Below are 18,243 nucleotides of genomic sequence, written 5' to 3'. Positions count from 1 at the left end.
CAAATCAATCACTCAAATCAGCTTTAATTCAAAACTAGCTCAATACAACCCATTGACTATATTACCTATTAGCATAATAGAAGCACATCAATCTCACTTTTCAATAGCCATCCACATTCAATAACGACACCTGACGCTATAATTGCCGCTGTGAAGTTAACAAACCGCCGATAAATAATTACTGAGTTTTTGCTCAAAGTTAGTTATGGTTAAACACCTGTTTAATTCTTGAACATCAATTCTGTCACTATGCGAGTAAGCACAGAAATATCATAAGAAAGGATCCTATTATGCCGATTTATCAAGCCCCCCTTAGAGATTATCAATTCATATTATCTGAATTACTTAATATTTATCAGCAACCTAACTTATCAGGTTTTGATGAAATCGACCCTGAGCTTGCTGATGCTATTTTGCAAGGCGTGGCCGATTTCACTACCGAGATTATGTTGCCGCTTAATGCTTCAGGTGATCTTGAAGGTTGTCAGCTTGTGGATGGCAAAGTGATTACCCCAAAAGGATTTAAACAGGCGTATAAACAATACGTTGATGATGGTTGGGCCACATTAACCTGTGATCCTGAATATGGCGGTCAAGGCTTACCCGAAGTTATTGGCACCTTTGCCACCGAAATGAAAACCGCCACCAATATGGCCTTTGCCATGTACCCAGGGTTAACCCATGGTGCTTACTCAGCTATCCACGTTCATGGTAGTGATGCACTGAAACAAAAATACCTTGCCAAGCTCGTCAGTGGTGAGTGGACTGGCACCATGAACTTAACTGAGTCTCATGCTGGCACTGATTTAGCTTTACTGCGCACTAAGGCAACCCCAGCTGCAGATGGCCAATTTGCCATTAGCGGTGAAAAAATATTTATCTCATCTGGTGATCATGATTTAGCGGAAAATATCATTCACTTGGTATTAGCTAAATTACCTGACGCTCCAGAAGGCGTTAAAGGGATCTCATTGTTTGCGGTACCTAAGTTTATGGTTAACGATGACGGCAGTTTGGGTGAAGCTAATAGTTTATCTGCCACCGGTCTTGAACATAAAATGGGTATTCATGGTAACTCCACCTGTGTGATGCATTTTGATAATGCTCTAGGTGAATTAGTCGGCGCACCTCATCAAGGTTTAAAGGCAATGTTCACCATGATGAATCAAGCCCGCTTAGGCGTCGGCATTCAGGGTTTAGGCGTGTCTGATATCGCTTATCAAAACGCATTGGAATATGCTAAAGGTCGCATTCAAGGCCGCGCGTTATCTGGTGCTAAACAACCAGAGCAAGCCGCTGACTCTATTTTAGTTCATGGCGATGTGCGCAGAATGCTGTTGTCGCAAAAAGCATTTAATGAAGGCACCCGCGCCTTAATGGGCCAGCAAGCGCTTTGGCTAGACTCTGCTGAGCGCCATACTGATCCCGCACAAGCAAAACAAGCTTCAATGCTGGCAGCGCTATTTACCCCAATAGTAAAAGGCTTTGTCACCGACCAAGGCTTTAAAGCCTGTGTTGATGCGCAGCAAGTTTATGGCGGCCACGGATATATTAACGAATGGGGCATGGAACAATTTGTCCGCGATATTCGCATTGCGATGATTTATGAAGGCACCAATGGCGTACAAGCATTGGATTTAGTTGGCCGTAAATTACTCTCAGATAAAGGCGCTGCACTGACATTGTGGTCAGGGATGGTTAAACAACTCATCCAAGAAAACAGCGCCAATGCAAACATGCAGCCTTACATTGCCGGCTTAATGGATGCGGCAGGCGATTTAGAAAAAGCCACTGGCTTTATCGTCAAATCTGCCAGCACTAATCCAGATATTATTGGCGCAGCTTCTATGGCCTACATGCAGCTATTTGGCATCACCACGCTGGCGTGGATGTGGACCCGTATTGCCGCCACCTCGTTTGCAGCTATTGAAGCAGGTACTGAAGAAACGGAGTTCTATAAAGGCAAACTTAAAACCGCTCAGTTTTATATGAGCTACTGGGGCAGTCAGACTCGAAGCTTACGCAAGCAAATTGAAGCAAGTAGCGCGCATATTGCCAGCTTTGATGACGCGGATTTTTAATCGCTGATAACGATACATTCAAACTACGCCCTAATAATATCTGAGTTACTGGGGTAGCCAGGCTCGAAGTTTACCTAAGCAAATTGAAGCGAGTAGCGCATATTGCTAATTTTGATGAGGCGGATTTTTAACGCTGCTTTGTAAGTAACTACCAAAAACAAGTCCAAACAAAAACAGCGCCTATAAATCAATATAGGCGCTGTTTTATTTAAGAGTAACTCGTTAACTGCAACGAACTAGTCCCAAAGAAATTCTCTAAAATGCTTACGGCATACCGACTCGTAACTTTCGTTACCGCCAATGGCAACTTGCTCACCATCACGCATAGGCTTACCGTTGCCATCCAGTCTTAACACCATGTTGGCTTTACGGCCGCAATGGCAAATAGTTTTAAGTTCTACCAATTTATCAGCCCAGGCTAATAAGTATTGGCTTCCGGTAAACAATTCACCTTGAAAGTCGGTTTTTAAACCATAGCACAGCACTGGAATATCAAAATTATCAACCACATGGGTTAACTGCTTAACTTGCTCTTTACTTAAAAATTGCGACTCATCAATTAATATGCAGTGCAGCTTTTGTTCAGCAAGTTGCTTTTCAATAAAATAAGCAAGGTTATCACCATCACTAAAAACATGGGCTTCGGTTTCAATACCAATACGAGAAGCCACTTTGCCAATACCATAACGATCATCAATTGACGCTGTCATGACTAAGGTATTCATTCCACGTTCACGGTAGTTGTACGATGATTGCAGTAGCGAAGTTGATTTACCTGCATTCATTGCAGAATAGTAGAAGTAGAGTTGCGCCAAAACGGTGTGTCCTTATGGTTATTTACCGTGGCAGTTTATCATTTTTTCAGCAGCGAAATAAGCGTTAGAATAGATAAACTCATGTCGGCATCACAAAAAATCATCTCTGTGCAGCTGCGCTTTTGAGCTAATCACCTCTCGCAGCAGTAATTACATGTTAAATCCAGTTAACATGTCACATTTATTAAACAGTTAACGTTAAAAAAGCCATCATAGTTCACGCTTTTTGTATTACTTCAGATACGATTAAGAAACAATTGATAGATTGTTTGAACAATAAAATATAATAGGAAGTCTAAACACTATGCATAAAACACTTGTTGCTGCAGCTATTGCTGCCACAATCGTCGTAGGTGGATGCTCAATCTCAAATACTGATACAACCCAAGCTGAAAACGTCACTATGATACAAGCAGATAATCCTTTTTTTGCTCCAAGCAGCTTGCAATATCAAACCCCTAATTTTGCTGACATAAAAAATGAGCACTTCTTACCTGCGCTTGAGCAAGGTATCAATGAGCATTACCAGCAAATCTTGGTTATTGCTAACAATCCAGCGCCTGCAACCTTTGAAAATACCATTGTTGCCATGGAAAAAAGCGGTGAACTATTAGGCCGTACATCGAAGGTTTTTTATAATTTAACCGGTTCAACAAGTAACCCTGAGCTACGTAAAATACAGGGCATTATGGCGCCTAAAATGGCAGCCCATTCTGACAACATTAATTTAAATGCTGCACTTTTTAGCCGCATTGAACAGATTTATAACAGCCGTGAAGGCTTAGAAATTAGCCCTGAAGCAAAACGCTTAATTGAAGTTTATCATCAACGTTTTGTTCTAGCGGGCGCTAAACTAACAGAAGCGCAAAAACAGCAAATTCGTGTATTGAATGAAGAGCAGTCAACCTTGACTAACGAATTCTCACAGCGACTAATGCGCTTAAGTAAAGAAATCGCCGTAGTCGTTGAGGATGAGTCAGAGCTTGCGGGTTTATCAGCAACCGCCATTAAATCAGCAGCCATTGATGCCAGTGCAGCAGGCCATGAAGGTAAATACTTACTTAGCATTACCAACACCACTCGTCAGCCTGTATTAGCCCAACTAGACAACCGTCAGTTACGTCAACAAGTATGGCAAGCATCTGCTAACCGCGGTTTAACGGGTGACAATGAAACCGCTTCTTTAGTGGCTCGTTTAGCGCAACTACGTGCCGAAAAAGCCCAATTACTGGGTTATGACAGTTGGGCAGATTACCGCTTAGCGCCACAAATGGCCAAAAACCCAGATGCGGTTTATAAGATGTTTGGCTCAATGGTGCCTGCTGTAGTTGAAAACACCCAAAAAGAAGCCGCAGACATACAAGCAATGATCACCAAAATGGGCGGCGACTTTACCCTTGAACCATGGGATTGGGCTTATTATGCCGAGCGTGTACGTAAAGAAAAATTTGATTTAGATGAGGCATCAATTAAGCCTTATTTTGAATTTAATCGTGTACTGGAAGATGGCGTGTTTTTCACTCTTAAAGAATTGTATGGCGTGACCTTAACACCAAGACCTGATCTGCCTGTTTATCACCCTGATGTAAAAGCGTATGAAATGTTTGATGAAGATGGCAGCAGTATGGCTATCTTTTATGCTGATTACTTTTCTCGTGAAGGTAAACGTGGCGGCGCTTGGATGAACTCGTTTGTGGGTCAGTCTGAGTTATTAAACAACAAGCCTGTGGTAGTTAATGTGATGAACATTAAGAAAGCCCCTGAAGGTCAGCCAACATTTGTGAGCTACAGTGAAGTCACCACCATGTTCCATGAAATGGGCCATGGTACCCACGGTATGTTCTCAAAAGTTACTTACCCATCACTTGCGGGCACCTCAGTATCACGTGACTTTGTAGAGTTCCCATCGACATTTGAAGAAGACTGGGCAGCGCACCCTAAAGTGCTGGCTAACTATGCTAAGCACTATGAAACAGGCGAAGTCATTCCTGAGGCACTACTAGAAAAATTACTTGAGTCTCGCAGCTTTAATCAAGGGTTTGACACCTTAGAGTATATGGCGGCAGCACTAGTTGATTTAGAGTGGCATTCACTTGCTGCTGATGTGCCATTACAAGATGTGGCGAGCTTTGAAGCAAGCGCCCTGAAAAAACACGGTGTTGACATTAAAGCGGTACCACCTCGTTACCGCTCAAGCTATTTTGCTCACGCTTTCCCGGGCGGCTACTCTGCAAGTTATTACGCTTACATGTGGAGTGAAATCCTTGCAGCTGATGCCTTTGCTTACGTACAAACTCAAGGCGGTCTAAACCGTGAAATTGGGATGAAGTATCGCAAAACCATTCGTGAAGTGGGTAACTCAGTACCACCAATGGATGCGTATAAAGCCTTCAGAGGTCAAGAGCCGACGACTGATGCATTACTTGAGCGTCGTGGTTTAAACTAACGCTATTAGAACCTTGTGGCTTAACATCATTTAAGTTTGGTTAAAGCTAATTTTATTTAGCACTTAAACTTAAATCCTAAAAATGCCGCTCATTTGAGCGGCATTTTTTTATCTCAATTTTCACCTAGATCCGAGTACGCTGATTAGCAGTACCTGTTAATCCCTATAATTGCTAACCCTTGCACTCACCATTGGCAGAAACAGTCATTCACTCACAGTGCTAATCGCTGCTTCTCTTCGCTAACAATAACTGCTGCATAAACAAAACATGTGAGCTTAAACCTTTGAGGTTCACTCTAGTGATTCGACTTAGATATTTAGCTTATATATACCACTTTATTATGCAGCCTTGATTTTAAAACATAAAAAATGCCGCTCATCTGAGCGGCATTTTCATACAAGCTAGCTATATCTAAAGTTCGCGATAAGCTTAAATCAAACCGAGTTAGCTTACGCTATTTAGTGATCAACTTCAGTCCAATAACGCTTAATACAAATAGCACACTACAGGTGACCAAGCCCATGGCCACTGACGCGGTAAAACCTAATACACCGTAGCCAATAATACTAATGACCGCCACGATTAACGCATAAGGTAATTGCGTCATTACGTGATCGATATGGTGACAACTCGCCCCCGTTGACGACAAGATAGTGGTATCTGAAATCGGTGAACAATGATCGCCAAATACTGCACCAGATAACACGGCTGCAAGCATAGGTAACATCATAGTGCTATCACTGCCCATCGCCATATCAGCTGCAATTGGCAACATGATACCGAAGGTACCCCAGCTGGTGCCGGTTGCAAATGCGGTTAGGCCTGCTAATAAAAATAATACTGCAGGTAGCATCGCAAATGGAATATTGCCTGTGGCTAAACTGGCCATGTATTTACCGGTTTCAAGGTTGCCAATAACCGTTGAAATCGTCCAAGCAAATAACAAAATATAAATGGCAGGTAGCATTGATTTAGCGCCAAGTTTGATGCCAGTGAACACCATAGGCAGAGCAATTTTTTGCTTCACAGTTAATACTAAGGTGACCGCTAACCCCACCAGTGAACCGTAAAATAGTGACGAGCTCACTTCAGTATTTTCAAATGCTCCTAAAATGCTAAAAGGTAAATCATTAGCTGATAATGCATCAGCGCCTGACGCCACCATGAAATAGAAGGTTGCCGCAACTAACACTAATATAGGTAAGAATAAGCCAATGATTTTACCGGTTTCCGCTTCTGGTAAATCGGCTGTGGCTCCTGGTGGTAAGCCTTTAGATTCGTCGAACAACTCACCCTTTTGGGCATTTTGTTCATGCTTACGCATTGGGCCAATATCTAAACCAAATAACGCCACACACACCAATAATAATAATGCAAAAATGGCATAAAAGTTCATTGGGATCATTTGCAGGAACACACTTAAATGCCCTGTATCAGCAAAGCCATGAGCCGTTAAAATCCCGCCGATCAGGGCGATAATGTACGCCCCCCAGCTTGAAACAGGCGAGATAACACAAATTGGTGCCGCTGTTGAATCCAATAAGTAGGCTAATTTAGCCCGTGAAATGTGGTAACGGTCGGTGATTGGACGTGCAATAGATCCCACCACAATACTGTTAAAGTAGTCATCAATAAACACTACAACACCAAGGAAGATAGTCATCAACTTGGCATCACGTTTATTGCGAATACGTTGATGAGCCCAATCAGCAAAGGCGCGAGCTGAACCACTTACCGTGATTAATGCCGTGATCATGCCCAAAATCACCAAGAAACCTAAAATTTGTAGGTTCCATGAATTGAGCGCGCCATCATCCCAAACTAGACCCGTGACGGTAGTCAGTAAATTTGAGGCTGCAGCGCTAACTGAAAAATCACCGAGTAAAAACACCCCGGTGATAATACCTAAGCCCAATGAAAGTAAGACTCGGCGAGTTAATACTGCGAGCAAAATAGCCACTACTGGTGGCAAAAGCGAGAGAGCCGAATCGGCGTAACTTGTTATCATCATTTCTTATAATTTCTTCGTTGAGTACGAATGGAGAATAACTGATAAGGCAAGTTTACGTTGAATACGTAAACGAAATTCTTTTCAGTAGCACTCCACAGTAATATCAATATCGTTGTCGATATATATTCTTCTACCCTTTCGGATAGAAATTACCATGACAGTGCAGTCCCTTTCGGTAACTGCCCCAATAAATGGTTTTGATAGAATCCATTTACTTCGGCACTAAATCCTTTCCGAATAAGTTATTGGCATCACCCAACTCACCCGTACTGATACTTAATGCACCTCTACTTATGCTAACAACAGAAAGGCTCTGTATATCAACACCCCATCATACAAACATAAGCAGTAGCATCATTGCCAGATAAAACTTGATTATCTTGTGATATATAACATCACAACTAAAACCGCGCACATTGACGCAGCACCAGTGTAACCTTTTATTAGCAAGGGTTCATATTTAACGCAGTGGTAATTTTTGCTCACTGATAGAACAGCACCGCAAATAACAACGCATTAGTATAAATTGGCAGCAACTATCTACGGAACATTAAAAAAGGCTTTTACCTCTCGGTAAAAGCCTTTTAGTGCCGTTTTTTATTAGTGGATATTAACTCACTAAAAAACTAGCGTAAGCCATAATCCTATTATAAAGAGCATTATTTAGGACTCTTATTTAGGGCTCTAATTAAGGGCTCTAATTAAGGACTATAGCAAATTAGTTAGCTCAGGGATCGCTTCAAACAAATCAGCTTCCAGACCATAATCTGCAACCTGGAAAATCGGCGCTTCAGGATCTTTGTTGATTGCCACAATGACTTTAGAGTCTTTCATACCAGCAAGATGCTGAATAGCCCCTGAGATACCTACAGCAATATACAGATCAGGTGCGACAATTTTACCAGTTTGTCCTACTTGTAAATCATTCGGTACAAAGCCAGCATCAACAGCTGCGCGCGAAGCACCAACAGCAGCAGTTAATTTATCAGCAAGCGCTTCTAAAATAGCAAAGTTCTCACCACTGCCCATACCGCGGCCGCCGGAAACAATCACCCCAGCACTGCCAAGCTCAGGACGCTCTGATTCAGTTAATGTTTGCGAAACAAATTCTGCCGCTGCTGTGGCAACAAAATCAACCATAACCGCTTCTGCACTGCCGTCATTGGTTGCGGCATCAAAAGCACTGGTTCGTACTGTTAGCACTTTAACCGCATCTAAACTTTGCACTGTCGCTAATGCCGAACCGGCATAAACAGGACGCACGAAGGTATCTGGGCTTACAACTTCAATCACTTCAGAAACTTGCGCCACATCTAATAACGCCGCGACTCGTGGCAGGGTATCTTTACCGACACTGCTAGCCGCAGAAATAATATGTTCGTAATCACCTGCAAGGTTAACCACTAACTGTGAAAGGTTTTCTGCTAGTTGCGCTTGATACACAGCATTATCAGCAACTAATACCTTGCTTACGCCTGTTAATGCTTGCGCTGCGGTAACTGCTGCAGCGCAATCACTACCAGCAACTAACACATGCACATCACCACCAATGGCAACCGCTGCGCTTACTGCTTTAGCGGTATCTAATTTTAAGCTTGCGTTATCATGTTCAGCTAATACTAAAATAGTCATAATTAGATCACCTTCGCTTCATTTTTTAACTTTTCAACTAATTCAGCCACTGAATTCACCATGATGCCAGCTTTACGCTCAGCTGGAGGGGTGACTTTTATAATGGTTTGATGTGCTTTTAAGCTTACGCCTAAATCATCAATTGAAAGTGTCTCTAATGGCTTACGCTTAGCTTTCATAATATTAGGTAATGATGCGTAACGAGGTTCATTTAAACGTAAATCAACCGTAACCACCGCTGGTAATGGCATTTTTATTGTTTGTAAGCCGCCGTCAATCTCACGGGTTACTTCTGCACTGTCTGCCGTTAATGTTAGCTCTGATGCAAACGTTGCTTGAGGCATATTCGTTAATGCAGCTAGCATTTGACCGGTTTGGTTATTGTCGCCATCAATAGATTGCTTACCAAATATCACTAATTCTGCTTGTTCTTTTTCTTGAACCGCTTTTAAAATTTTAGCAATCGATAACGGCACTAACTCGTCATCAGTCAGGACATGAATAGCACGGTCGGCACCAAGCGCCATCGAGGTACGTAATTGTTCTTGAGCATTTTTAGCTCCAATAGTGACCACAACAATTTCCGTAACACTTCCTGCTTCTTTCAATCTTACAGCTTCTTCAACTGCAATTTCACAGAATGGGTTTAACGCCATTTTCAAATTAGCAGTATCAACATTTGTGTTGTCAGCGTTTACTCTGACCTTCACATTTGCATCGACTACGCGCTTTACAGGCACCAATACTTTCATGGGATTTCCTTTTACACCTTCAATGTATGTGGACGGCACATTGGTTTTAACCAATGTAATATGGCTCAACTTTACGGCCTGTTAACGTTAACGTCAACCTAAGTCAAACACTTGTTTATATTTTTTTTGGCTCAATCTGCGTTTAAAAGAACTGACTTCTGCACAATTTATATTAAATAAGGTACCTAAAAGGTAGATTAATTAATTTTTATCTACTTATTGATGATTTTATTTGATCCATTCAGATTTAGTTTCTATTATTAATGACTATTCAAGTAAACTTATTTTTTACTATTAAATATTGTGCTTTATTGACATGCTTAATGGTCAATTAAATTTGACACTCCAATGCTAAATAATTAAGCAATGTAGCGATTTTGATAGGTATTCTTTAATCTCTAAAGCATTACTTGAAAACTTATTATTTAATAACCATTAGGATGCACATTGATATGAGTGACTTTTTAGAAATACTAACCCATGGTCGTCGTTTTAAAGCTGCAGTTAAAGAGTTGTCTGTAGAAGATTTACGTGAGCTTTCAGTAAAGCTTGAAAAAATCATTACAGAAAGAGAAGAAGACGAAAAAGCAGAACAAGAAGCCAATGCAGAAAGAAATGCACGCATTGCTGAAATTCTAGCGCAAATTGAAAACAGTGGTTTATCAATTGAAGACTTAGGTGAAGTATCAATTAAGCCTGCACCAAAAAAACGTGCGCCGCGCCCTGCTAAATACCAAATTGAAGTTGATGGCGAATTAATCCAGTGGACGGGTCAAGGCCGTATGCCAACTGTGTTCAAAAACCAAGTTGATAATGGCAAAACAATGGAAGACTTCTTAATTCCTGGTATGGAATAACACTTGCTGTTTTGACATCCTTCATATAGAAAAAGCTTACTTTGGTAAGCTTTTTTCTTATCTGTATTCTATTCCCACCTGCTAGCAAGCATTGTAAACTATACTACATTCACCTCTTTTGAATTAGGCTTTACTATGAACGTTTCTCGTCCTGTTTTTTCTTTAGCTATAAGCTCAGCAATATTATTATCTGGTTGTGCTAGTGAATACACTTTTAATAGTAACCTAGACGCTAAGGCAATTGATGACTATTTCAAACCTGGAAATGTGGTTCTATATAAAGAGAACCAACGCCCTAAAGGGTCATTTGAGGTGTTAGGCCTAGTTGAAGGTGAATCATGCCAACAAACTGCTGATGGGGTTCCTGCAAGCATTGCAGATGCGAGAACCGATGCACGAAAACAGGCGGTCGAGCTAGGTGCCAATGGGCTAATGATCAAAAAATGCCTATTAACAGAACAACAGGTCGACAGCTGCTACAGCCAAGCAATTTGTGTCGGCCAAGCAATTAAAACCGCTACTGAGCAGTAGATACTTGTTAATAATTTAGTATTAGAGCAACCGACTATTAATGGCTAATGGTCAAAGAAATTAAACCATCAGGCTAAGTGTCTAAGTCATTTTATTTATGCTGTTATCCGAAGCATTTTAAAGACGTTAACACCCGCTTTGCTTAAAACCTTACATTGGCTAATGGCTCTTTAGTATTAAATTAACAAAGCATTGAACATTTATTCGGTTCAATGCTTGATTATGCCCCCTCTTAATTTATTAGTAACAACACTTGACGGTTTCTTAGACATGAAAACAGATCCTAACGCGCAAAACTTTAACTCTCAAATAGAGGCCGTCGGGTATTGTCGTACCCCTTACAAACAAAAGTTTGGTATCCCAAGACAACCAGGGTTGGTAAATATTAAAGGTGTTATTGAATTAGCCCCTCAAGTCAATAACCTTGATGCGGTTAGAGGTATTGAACAATATTCACACTTATGGCTGCTTTTTTGTTTTCATGAAAACCTACAGCAAGGTTGGAAAAATACCGTCAGACCACCAAGATTAGGTGGCAATGAAAAGTTAGGCGTATTTGCCACCCGCTCTACATTCAGACCTAATGGTATTGGCCAGTCAGTGGTTAAATTGCATAAGGTTATTCAGAAAAATGGCAAAGTTTGTCTTGAAATATCCGGCATGGATTTATTAGATGGTACCCCCATTATTGATATAAAACCTTATATTCCATTTTCTGACTCAATAGAAAGTGCGACAGGTGGCATCGCTCAAGATGCGCCAAAATTAATTGATGTACAATTTTCAAGCTTGGCAAAAGCGCAAATTGACGCCCACTCATCTAAGCTCAATAACAGTGATTTAATTCAACTTATTACTGACGTGTTAGCTCAAGACCCTCGACCTGCTTATAAAAAAGCCAAAGCAGATCCAAAATTATATCAAGTGGCCTTATATGATATTGATATTTTTTGGACCGTCACTGAGCAGCAGATTAATGTTATTGAAATTAAACCCACCAGCGTTGGTCAAAACTAATATGAAGTCTGATTTGAACAGCACCCTTGATACAAACAAAAGTCCTGATTATCAAACTCAGCATAAAAAACGTTTATCTTGGATGCCGTGGTTGTATTTTTCCTTAAAAGACAAACAATTTACCTGGGCTAAACCCTGGCAAGATGAAGTTCAGCAACAATTTGAGCAGCTTGAAACCATTAAGTTTGGTCAGCAGTGTTTTATCGCCCCCGAAGCCAATGTGTTTGCAGAGCCTGGGCGCAATATAACTATGGGAAATCAATGCATGATTGCCGCCGAGGTGTTTTTACATGGGCCGATAACCCTAGGCAATGAAGTGGCCATTAATCATGGCTGCTCTTTTGATGGCGGTCGCTGCGGCATCACCATTGGTGATAAAACCCGTATCGCCAATAACGTCACGATTTATGCTTTTAACCATGGCATGTCAGCAGAGCAAGATATCTATCAACAACCCAGTCAATCAAAGGGTATTGTCATTGGCCGTGATGTATGGATTGGCGCCCAAGCTGGCATTGTTGATGGGGTTACTATTGGCAACCAAGCCATTGTTGGCATGGGTAGTATTGTGACCAAAGATGTTCCCGAATTTGCGATTGTTGCCGGTAACCCTGCCAAAATCATTGGCGACCGACGCGATAAATAGTTGCTTTAATTTATCGCCCATATCATTTTGCCATAGCCCTATGGCTATCTTTGTCAGGTATCGCTTAATTATCTGGTGACTTCATCGTTACAGGTGATAAAATGTCGCACATTAATAGCTACTAAGTGGACATTGGGAATGCGAGTTAGCAAGTACCTGCTTTCAACACAAAAAGAAACACCTGCAAATGCAGAAGTCATCAGCCATCAATTGATGTTACGTGCCGGCTTTATCCGTCGTAATGCATCAGGCCTTTATTCATGGTTACCGAGTGGTTTACGTGTATTACGTAAAGTCGAAGCCATTGTTCGTGAAGAAATGAACAAAGTCGGTTCTATTGAAATTTTGATGCCCCTAGTACAGCCGGCCGATCTTTGGGTTGAAACAGGACGTTGGGAAAAATTTGGTCCTGAATTGCTCCGCTTCCAAGATCGTCATAACCGCGACTTCGTTTTAGGCCCAACCCATGAAGAAGTGATTACTGATTTAGTCCGTAAAGAAGTGAGCTCTTATAAGCAATTACCACTGACATTATATCAAGTACAAACAAAATTCCGTGATGAAGTCCGTCCTCGTTTTGGCGTGATGCGTGCACGTGAATTTTTGATGAAAGATGCCTATTCTTTCCATTTAACCCAAGAGTGCATGGATAAGACTTATGCAGACATGCATCAAGCATACTGCAACATCTTTAATCGTATGGGTCTTGCTTTCCGTCCTGTTATTGCTGACACGGGTTCAATTGGTGGTAGTACCTCACATGAGTTCCATGTTCTTGCTAACAGTGGTGAAGACTTGATCGCTTATTCAACTGAAAGTGATTATGCCGCAAACATTGAAAAAGCAGAAACTGCAGCACCAACTGGCACATTAGCCGCACCAACACAGGAAATGACTGTCGTTGATACGCCAAATGCCAAAACCATTGCTGAATTAGTTGAGCAGTTTGAACTTGAAATAACTAAAACAGTTAAAACCCTGATTGTTAAGGGCGCAACTGAAGATGCACCATTGGTAGCATTAGTTATTCGTGGCGATCATGAGTTAAACGAATTAAAAGCTGAGAAGCATGAGCTCGTTGCCTCACCACTTGAGTTTGCCACTGATGCTGAAATGGTTGCAGCTGTAGGCGCAGGTCCAGGTTCAATCGGCCCTGTAGGCCTTGAAATGCCTATTATCATTGACCGTGACGTCGCGCTAATGAGCGACTTTGCTGCTGGTGCTAACCAAGAAGGTAAGCATTACTTTGGCATCAACTGGGAGCGCGATTTACCAATGGCACAAGCGATGGATATTCGTAACGTGGTTGAAGGTGAAGCAAGCCCAGATGGTAAAGGTGTTTATGCGTTTGCACGTGGTATTGAAGTCGGTCATATCTTCCAACTTGGTACTAACTACTCAGAAGCAATGGGCGCAACCGTACTTGATGAAAACGGTAAGTCAAAAGTGATGCAAATGGGTTGTTATGGCGCTGGTGTTAGCCGTATCGTTGCCGCTGCAATCGAGCAAAACCATGATGACCGAGGAATGAAGTTACCTGAGTCACTTGCGCCGTTCACAGTGGGTATTTTACCGATGAACATGCATAAGTCTCATCGCGTAAAAGACATGGCTGAGCAGCTTTACGCTGACTTAAGCGCCCAAGGCATCGAAATCTTATTAGATGACCGTAAAGAGCGCCCAGGTGTGATGTTCAATGACATGGAGCTAATTGGCTTGCCTCATGTGATTGTTATTGGCGATCGTAATATCGATGCAGGCGTGTTTGAATATAAAAACCGCCGCACCGGTGAAAAACAAGATATCCCGTTTGACCAAATTGTTGACTTTATTACCTCGTCAATCAAAGGTTAATCCATTGCCTTAGAGCATTACCTAACAGTAGTGCAGTAAACAACGCACCTTTTTAGGTGCGTTTTTTTTAGCTTTTTTTCTGATTATAAAATTAGATTGGTAATGATTATGTTATTTTGATTGGTATAACCAGTTATTGCTATACATACTGATATCATCAGCTTATCAAACAGAGGAGAGCATCGTTGTCAGAATCAATTGCACTGGTATTAGGTGGTGGTGGCGCGCGAGCAGCGTATCAAATTGGCGTACTAAAAGCGCTGGTTCAGCTTTATCCGCGAAATCATCATATCCCGTTTGATATTCTTAGTGGTAGCTCAGCAGGTGCAATTAATGCCATTTCATTGGCCACTCATGCCTCTTGTTTTCATTTAGGGGTTCGAAAACTTGATTGGGTATGGCGTCACTTTGAAACCCATAAAGTTTACAGTTCATCGTTTTGGCATGTATTAAAGCACTTATCAAAAATGGCCTTAAAAGGACTGCAAAGTGATACAGTCAATACCGAAGCTGGCAGCTTGCTGGATAATCAGCCATTACGAAAACTACTAAATCAGCTAATTGATTTTCAGCGTATTGAACGCAACATTGGTAGCGGCGCGTTAAAGGCTATTAGCTTAGATGCATCAAGTTATAATGACTCATATTCCTACAGCTTTTATCAAGCTAGCCATAATATTAACGACTGGCAACGGGCAAGAAGACAAGGCACTCGCACTACGTTAACCACGGATCATTTGATGGCCACATCTGCTATCCCGTTAGTGTTTCCATCAGTTAAGTTAAACCAAGCCTATTTCGGTGATGGCTCTGTGCACCAACTGTCGCCGTTATCCAGTCCGATACATTTAGGTGCCAGTAAAATTATGGTGATCAATCTAGATAGCCCTCATAAACAAAGGCACAGTGATATAGATGCTCACCCAAAAACAGCAACCATTGCAGGTCATTTACTGGATACCATTTTCTCAGACACTTTAAACAGTGATTTAGAACGCTTAGAGCGGATAAACAGCACCTTAGACCTTATTCCACCCGCCGATGCTAAGCTGGTTAATTTGCGTAAAATTGACACCTTAGTCATTAAGCCCAGTGAAGATTTAAGTGTTATTGCCGCGCGCTACTTTCAAGACTTACCTCTCGCCATCAGAATATTATTGAAATTTATTGGCATTAATCGTCAATCAGACTCAAGTATCGCGTCATACTTATTATTTGAAAAATCCTACACCAGTGCCTTAATTGATCTCGGTTATAAAGACGCTATGAACCAAATGGATACCATCAAAACCTTTTTTGAACTGGAAACCTAAATAGGCTTCTTGGCTAAATGATTAGTGCAGCACGACTCACTTTGAGATGAACTCACTGCCAAATACGCTGCTATTACAAATAATAAAAAGCAAGTTGCCACGCAACTTGCTTTTTTGGTGGAGAGTGTTTCCACAGGTGCCGCTTAATAAGTATTAGAAGCGTGAAGTGCCACCAATATAGAAACCATCTTCAAAAGCACGATCTGAACGACCATCATACTGGAAGGTCATATTTCTATAACCGAAAAAAACCGCCATATTAGGGTTAAAGTCATACTGCACTTTTCCACCTAATTCGGTGTAACCATCGACATCCGAAAAAGACAATACTGACGGCGCATAATAAGCATCAGCATGCAGCGATATTTTATTGCCTAGCGCAAAGCCATAGTGTCCACCGACGGCAATGACACTGCCATTAGGACTATTATCAAACCAAACACTGGATAACTTAGGGCCAATTTCAATTGAATGCGGACCAGTTTGATGGGTCATATGCATGGCAAACTGCGCCAAGTTACCCTTTTTATCTGAATACACATAACCGGCTTCAAGATTAACATTAGGGTTAATATTGGTCTTAATGTCAGCAGATACCACGTGCTCACTGAGCCCTAAAGAAAACTCAGTAGCATTAACATTGACGCAAAACACACTCGCTGCAATAACAGCCATCATTTTTTTATTCATTTATAACCTCAAACCTAAGTGCTTATGGGCCAAGATTATACTGAGCTAATTAATTAGTCTTTATAAAAAGGCCTAACACGAGCGCCTAGATGGATTAACACACAATTAAACCACAACCAAGTTACAATAAATAAGAGTTAGCAATACCTGTAAGTTAATATATCAAGTCGCGGTTGAGTATAACTTAATCGGTAAAATTAACTGCTCTCGTTGATGTCAAGCCCAGATCAGCTTATGCGTTTATTAAATCCGCATTTTAAATTGTGCACAATCCAATTTGCAGTTATGATAAAACTTAAAAGTATTATTATCGTTTTAGGAGTTGACCATGAGCCAAACATTTTATCAGCAAAGCGCAGTAGACATTCAAGGTAACACTGTATCCATGGATCAATTTAAAGATCATGTGGTATTGGTTGTTAACACCGCTAGCGAATGCGGCTTCACCCATCAATATAAACCCCTTGAGCACCTGTATCAGTTATATAAAGAGCAAGGTTTAGTGATATTAGGGTTTCCATGTAACCAGTTTGGCTCCCAAGAAAAAGGCGACGAAGCTACCATTAGCAAATTCTGTGAACTGAATTTCGGGGTTAGTTTTCCATTATTTAGTAAGGTGGACGTTAATGGCGCCAATGCCGCACCTATCTATCAGTTTCTTAAGTCTTCAGCTAAAGGGTTGCTGGGCAGTGAGTCAATTAAGTGGAACTTCACTAAATTCTTAATAGACAAAGAAGGCAAGGTGTTAAAGCGTTATGCACCGACCATGAAACCTGAAAATTTAGTAGAACAAATTGAGTATCTACTGAAAAAGTAATAGTTACCGCATTAAATCGACACTTAATGTATTTTTAATCTACTGATTTAATTGCATAAAAAAATTATTGATAAAAAATTGATGTTTTTTTGAACTATTTCACTTTGAGATGCTCATAGTATATAGACAGTGTTTTCACTTTCATCATCTCCCTGGGACTTCTAGCGCGGTCCCTTTGATCTCAAAGTGGATCAATAGGCAATCGTTTGATTGCCTTTTTTTATGGAGCTAATTTTTGATGAGACTGGTTTGTTAAAGCAAAGTTTATAAAGCACCCCTTAATCCTGACGATGTTCGCCATAAAAGAACAATAAAGGTTATCACAAAAACCCAATAAAAACAGATACATAAAAATGTATCGCTTTCGATCATTCTAAATATTTAAAAAATAATAAATTTTATTGAACCATTTGCAGCTTAGCCTCTCTTAGTAATGTAGCTAGTCAGTAATAGGCTAACCCCTCATCAAGGTTATTTCGATACTGAGCTTTTATAGATTTAATCTCCCCAATTATTTCGCTACTCGAATTTGGTAACTCTTTTTCATCATCACTCCCAATTGGGACATTGCTAACACGCTAGCGCACCGTTAACAGTGACCCGCATAGAAATACTTCTGGCAATCCACTGGGTTGCCATTTTTTTTGCGCCAAGTTTATCTCAGCTTGAATATGACCTGAGATTAAACAGCAATTCAAACTGCTGATTTAAAACTAAATTGCACTAATAAAATCCAATCAAGCCAGCTAGTCAAAAAAACTTTAAAATAATTTACCGCGG

Annotated in this window: 14 protein-coding genes and 1 riboswitch; of the genes, 9 read left to right on the top strand and 5 right to left on the bottom strand. The window is 41.0% G+C overall.

Annotated elements, in window-relative coordinates; all coding sequences use genetic code 11:
• Positions 1-290 precede the first annotated feature (290 nt).
• On the top strand, positions 291-2,081 hold the full coding sequence (locus AB4140_RS13585; RefSeq protein ID WP_372001335.1) for an acyl-CoA dehydrogenase C-terminal domain-containing protein: 1,791 nt from the start codon (positions 291-293) through the stop codon (positions 2,079-2,081).
• A gap of 236 nt (positions 2,082-2,317) precedes the next feature.
• Here AB4140_RS13585 and AB4140_RS13580 read toward each other — a convergent pair whose 3' ends face one another.
• The gene (locus AB4140_RS13580) at positions 2,318-2,896 is read right to left on the bottom strand and encodes a thymidine kinase (RefSeq protein WP_076540377.1); all 579 of its coding nucleotides are present in this window, start codon (positions 2,894-2,896) and stop codon (positions 2,318-2,320) included.
• A 304-nt stretch (positions 2,897-3,200) separates the two neighbouring features.
• Here AB4140_RS13580 and AB4140_RS13575 point away from each other — a divergent pair, with 304 nt between their 5' ends.
• Positions 3,201-5,342 (top strand): M3 family metallopeptidase, encoded by a 2,142-nt coding sequence (locus AB4140_RS13575; protein WP_372001333.1) that lies wholly within the window; start codon positions 3,201-3,203, stop codon positions 5,340-5,342.
• A gap of 455 nt (positions 5,343-5,797) precedes the next feature.
• On the opposite strand, the gene AB4140_RS13570 is transcribed toward AB4140_RS13575, so the two are convergent.
• The 3 genes from AB4140_RS13570 to AB4140_RS13560 form a co-directional block, all read right to left on the bottom strand.
• Positions 5,798-7,354, bottom strand: coding sequence for a Na+/H+ antiporter NhaC family protein (locus AB4140_RS13570; RefSeq protein ID WP_102476998.1), 1,557 nt, complete (start codon positions 7,352-7,354; stop codon positions 5,798-5,800).
• A 77-nt stretch (positions 7,355-7,431) separates the two neighbouring features.
• Positions 7,432-7,652, bottom strand: a riboswitch (Lysine riboswitch).
• A 410-nt stretch (positions 7,653-8,062) separates the two neighbouring features.
• Positions 8,063-8,986, bottom strand: coding sequence for an electron transfer flavoprotein subunit alpha/FixB family protein (locus tag AB4140_RS13565; RefSeq protein ID WP_303503531.1), 924 nt, complete (start codon positions 8,984-8,986; stop codon positions 8,063-8,065).
• A gap of 2 nt (positions 8,987-8,988) precedes the next feature.
• The gene (locus AB4140_RS13560; RefSeq protein WP_102440655.1) at positions 8,989-9,738 is read right to left on the bottom strand and encodes an electron transfer flavoprotein subunit beta/FixA family protein; all 750 of its coding nucleotides are present in this window, start codon (positions 9,736-9,738) and stop codon (positions 8,989-8,991) included.
• A 452-nt stretch (positions 9,739-10,190) separates the two neighbouring features.
• Here AB4140_RS13560 and AB4140_RS13555 point away from each other — a divergent pair, with 452 nt between their 5' ends.
• The 6 genes from AB4140_RS13555 (at position 10,191) to AB4140_RS13530 (ending at position 15,956) form a co-directional block, all read left to right on the top strand.
• Entirely contained in the window at positions 10,191-10,595 is a 405-nt protein-coding gene (locus AB4140_RS13555) for an H-NS family nucleoid-associated regulatory protein (protein ID WP_076540367.1), read from the top strand.
• 135 nt (positions 10,596-10,730) lie between these two features.
• On the top strand, positions 10,731-11,126 hold the full coding sequence (gene rcsF, locus AB4140_RS13550; protein WP_303414390.1) for an Rcs stress response system protein RcsF: 396 nt from the start codon (positions 10,731-10,733) through the stop codon (positions 11,124-11,126).
• 270 nt (positions 11,127-11,396) lie between these two features.
• Positions 11,397-12,143 carry a tRNA (N6-threonylcarbamoyladenosine(37)-N6)-methyltransferase TrmO gene (gene tsaA, locus AB4140_RS13545; protein ID WP_102440661.1) on the top strand — a complete coding sequence of 249 codons (747 nt, stop codon included), beginning with the start codon at positions 11,397-11,399 and terminating at the stop codon, positions 12,141-12,143.
• Position 12,144: 1 nt separating this feature from the next.
• Positions 12,145-12,789 (top strand): DapH/DapD/GlmU-related protein, encoded by a 645-nt coding sequence (locus AB4140_RS13540; protein ID WP_102440662.1) that lies wholly within the window; start codon positions 12,145-12,147, stop codon positions 12,787-12,789.
• 138 nt (positions 12,790-12,927) lie between these two features.
• Complete coding sequence (locus AB4140_RS13535; protein WP_372001329.1) at positions 12,928-14,643, top strand: proline--tRNA ligase; 1,716 nt, start codon at positions 12,928-12,930, stop codon at positions 14,641-14,643.
• Between the two features lie 185 nt (positions 14,644-14,828).
• Positions 14,829-15,956: a patatin-like phospholipase family protein gene (locus AB4140_RS13530; RefSeq protein ID WP_372001327.1), complete on the top strand. Its 1,128-nt coding sequence runs from the start codon at positions 14,829-14,831 to the stop codon at positions 15,954-15,956.
• 153 nt (positions 15,957-16,109) lie between these two features.
• On the opposite strand, the gene AB4140_RS13525 is transcribed toward AB4140_RS13530, so the two are convergent.
• Complete coding sequence (locus tag AB4140_RS13525) at positions 16,110-16,646, bottom strand: YfaZ family outer membrane protein (protein WP_102440659.1); 537 nt, start codon at positions 16,644-16,646, stop codon at positions 16,110-16,112.
• A 328-nt stretch (positions 16,647-16,974) separates the two neighbouring features.
• Here AB4140_RS13525 and AB4140_RS13520 point away from each other — a divergent pair, with 328 nt between their 5' ends.
• Complete coding sequence (locus tag AB4140_RS13520) at positions 16,975-17,463, top strand: glutathione peroxidase (RefSeq protein ID WP_102440660.1); 489 nt, start codon at positions 16,975-16,977, stop codon at positions 17,461-17,463.
• Positions 17,464-18,243: the final 780 nt, after the last annotated feature.

The organism is Shewanella sp. 10N.286.51.B2 (assembly GCF_041469265.1).
Lineage (GTDB): Bacteria > Pseudomonadota > Gammaproteobacteria > Enterobacterales > Shewanellaceae > Shewanella.
The sequence above is the reverse complement of the archived record's forward strand: the minus strand, read 5'-3'. Positions and strand labels throughout refer to the sequence as shown.

Coding starts and splice junctions, on each gene's coding strand:
- AB4140_RS13565 (WP_303503531.1), bottom strand. CDS start 8,986: ATGACTATTTTAGTATTAGCTGAACATGATAACGCAAGCTTAAAATTA.
- AB4140_RS13535 (WP_372001329.1), top strand. CDS start 12,928: ATGCGAGTTAGCAAGTACCTGCTTTCAACACAAAAAGAAACACCTGCA.
- AB4140_RS13555 (WP_076540367.1), top strand. CDS start 10,191: ATGAGTGACTTTTTAGAAATACTAACCCATGGTCGTCGTTTTAAAGCT.
- AB4140_RS13540 (WP_102440662.1), top strand. CDS start 12,145: ATGAAGTCTGATTTGAACAGCACCCTTGATACAAACAAAAGTCCTGAT.
- tsaA (WP_102440661.1), top strand. CDS start 11,397: ATGAAAACAGATCCTAACGCGCAAAACTTTAACTCTCAAATAGAGGCC.
- AB4140_RS13570 (WP_102476998.1), bottom strand. CDS start 7,354: ATGATGATAACAAGTTACGCCGATTCGGCTCTCTCGCTTTTGCCACCA.
- AB4140_RS13575 (WP_372001333.1), top strand. CDS start 3,201: ATGCATAAAACACTTGTTGCTGCAGCTATTGCTGCCACAATCGTCGTA.
- AB4140_RS13525 (WP_102440659.1), bottom strand. CDS start 16,646: ATGAATAAAAAAATGATGGCTGTTATTGCAGCGAGTGTGTTTTGCGTC.
- AB4140_RS13520 (WP_102440660.1), top strand. CDS start 16,975: ATGAGCCAAACATTTTATCAGCAAAGCGCAGTAGACATTCAAGGTAAC.
- AB4140_RS13560 (WP_102440655.1), bottom strand. CDS start 9,738: ATGAAAGTATTGGTGCCTGTAAAGCGCGTAGTCGATGCAAATGTGAAG.
- rcsF (WP_303414390.1), top strand. CDS start 10,731: ATGAACGTTTCTCGTCCTGTTTTTTCTTTAGCTATAAGCTCAGCAATA.
- AB4140_RS13585 (WP_372001335.1), top strand. CDS start 291: ATGCCGATTTATCAAGCCCCCCTTAGAGATTATCAATTCATATTATCT.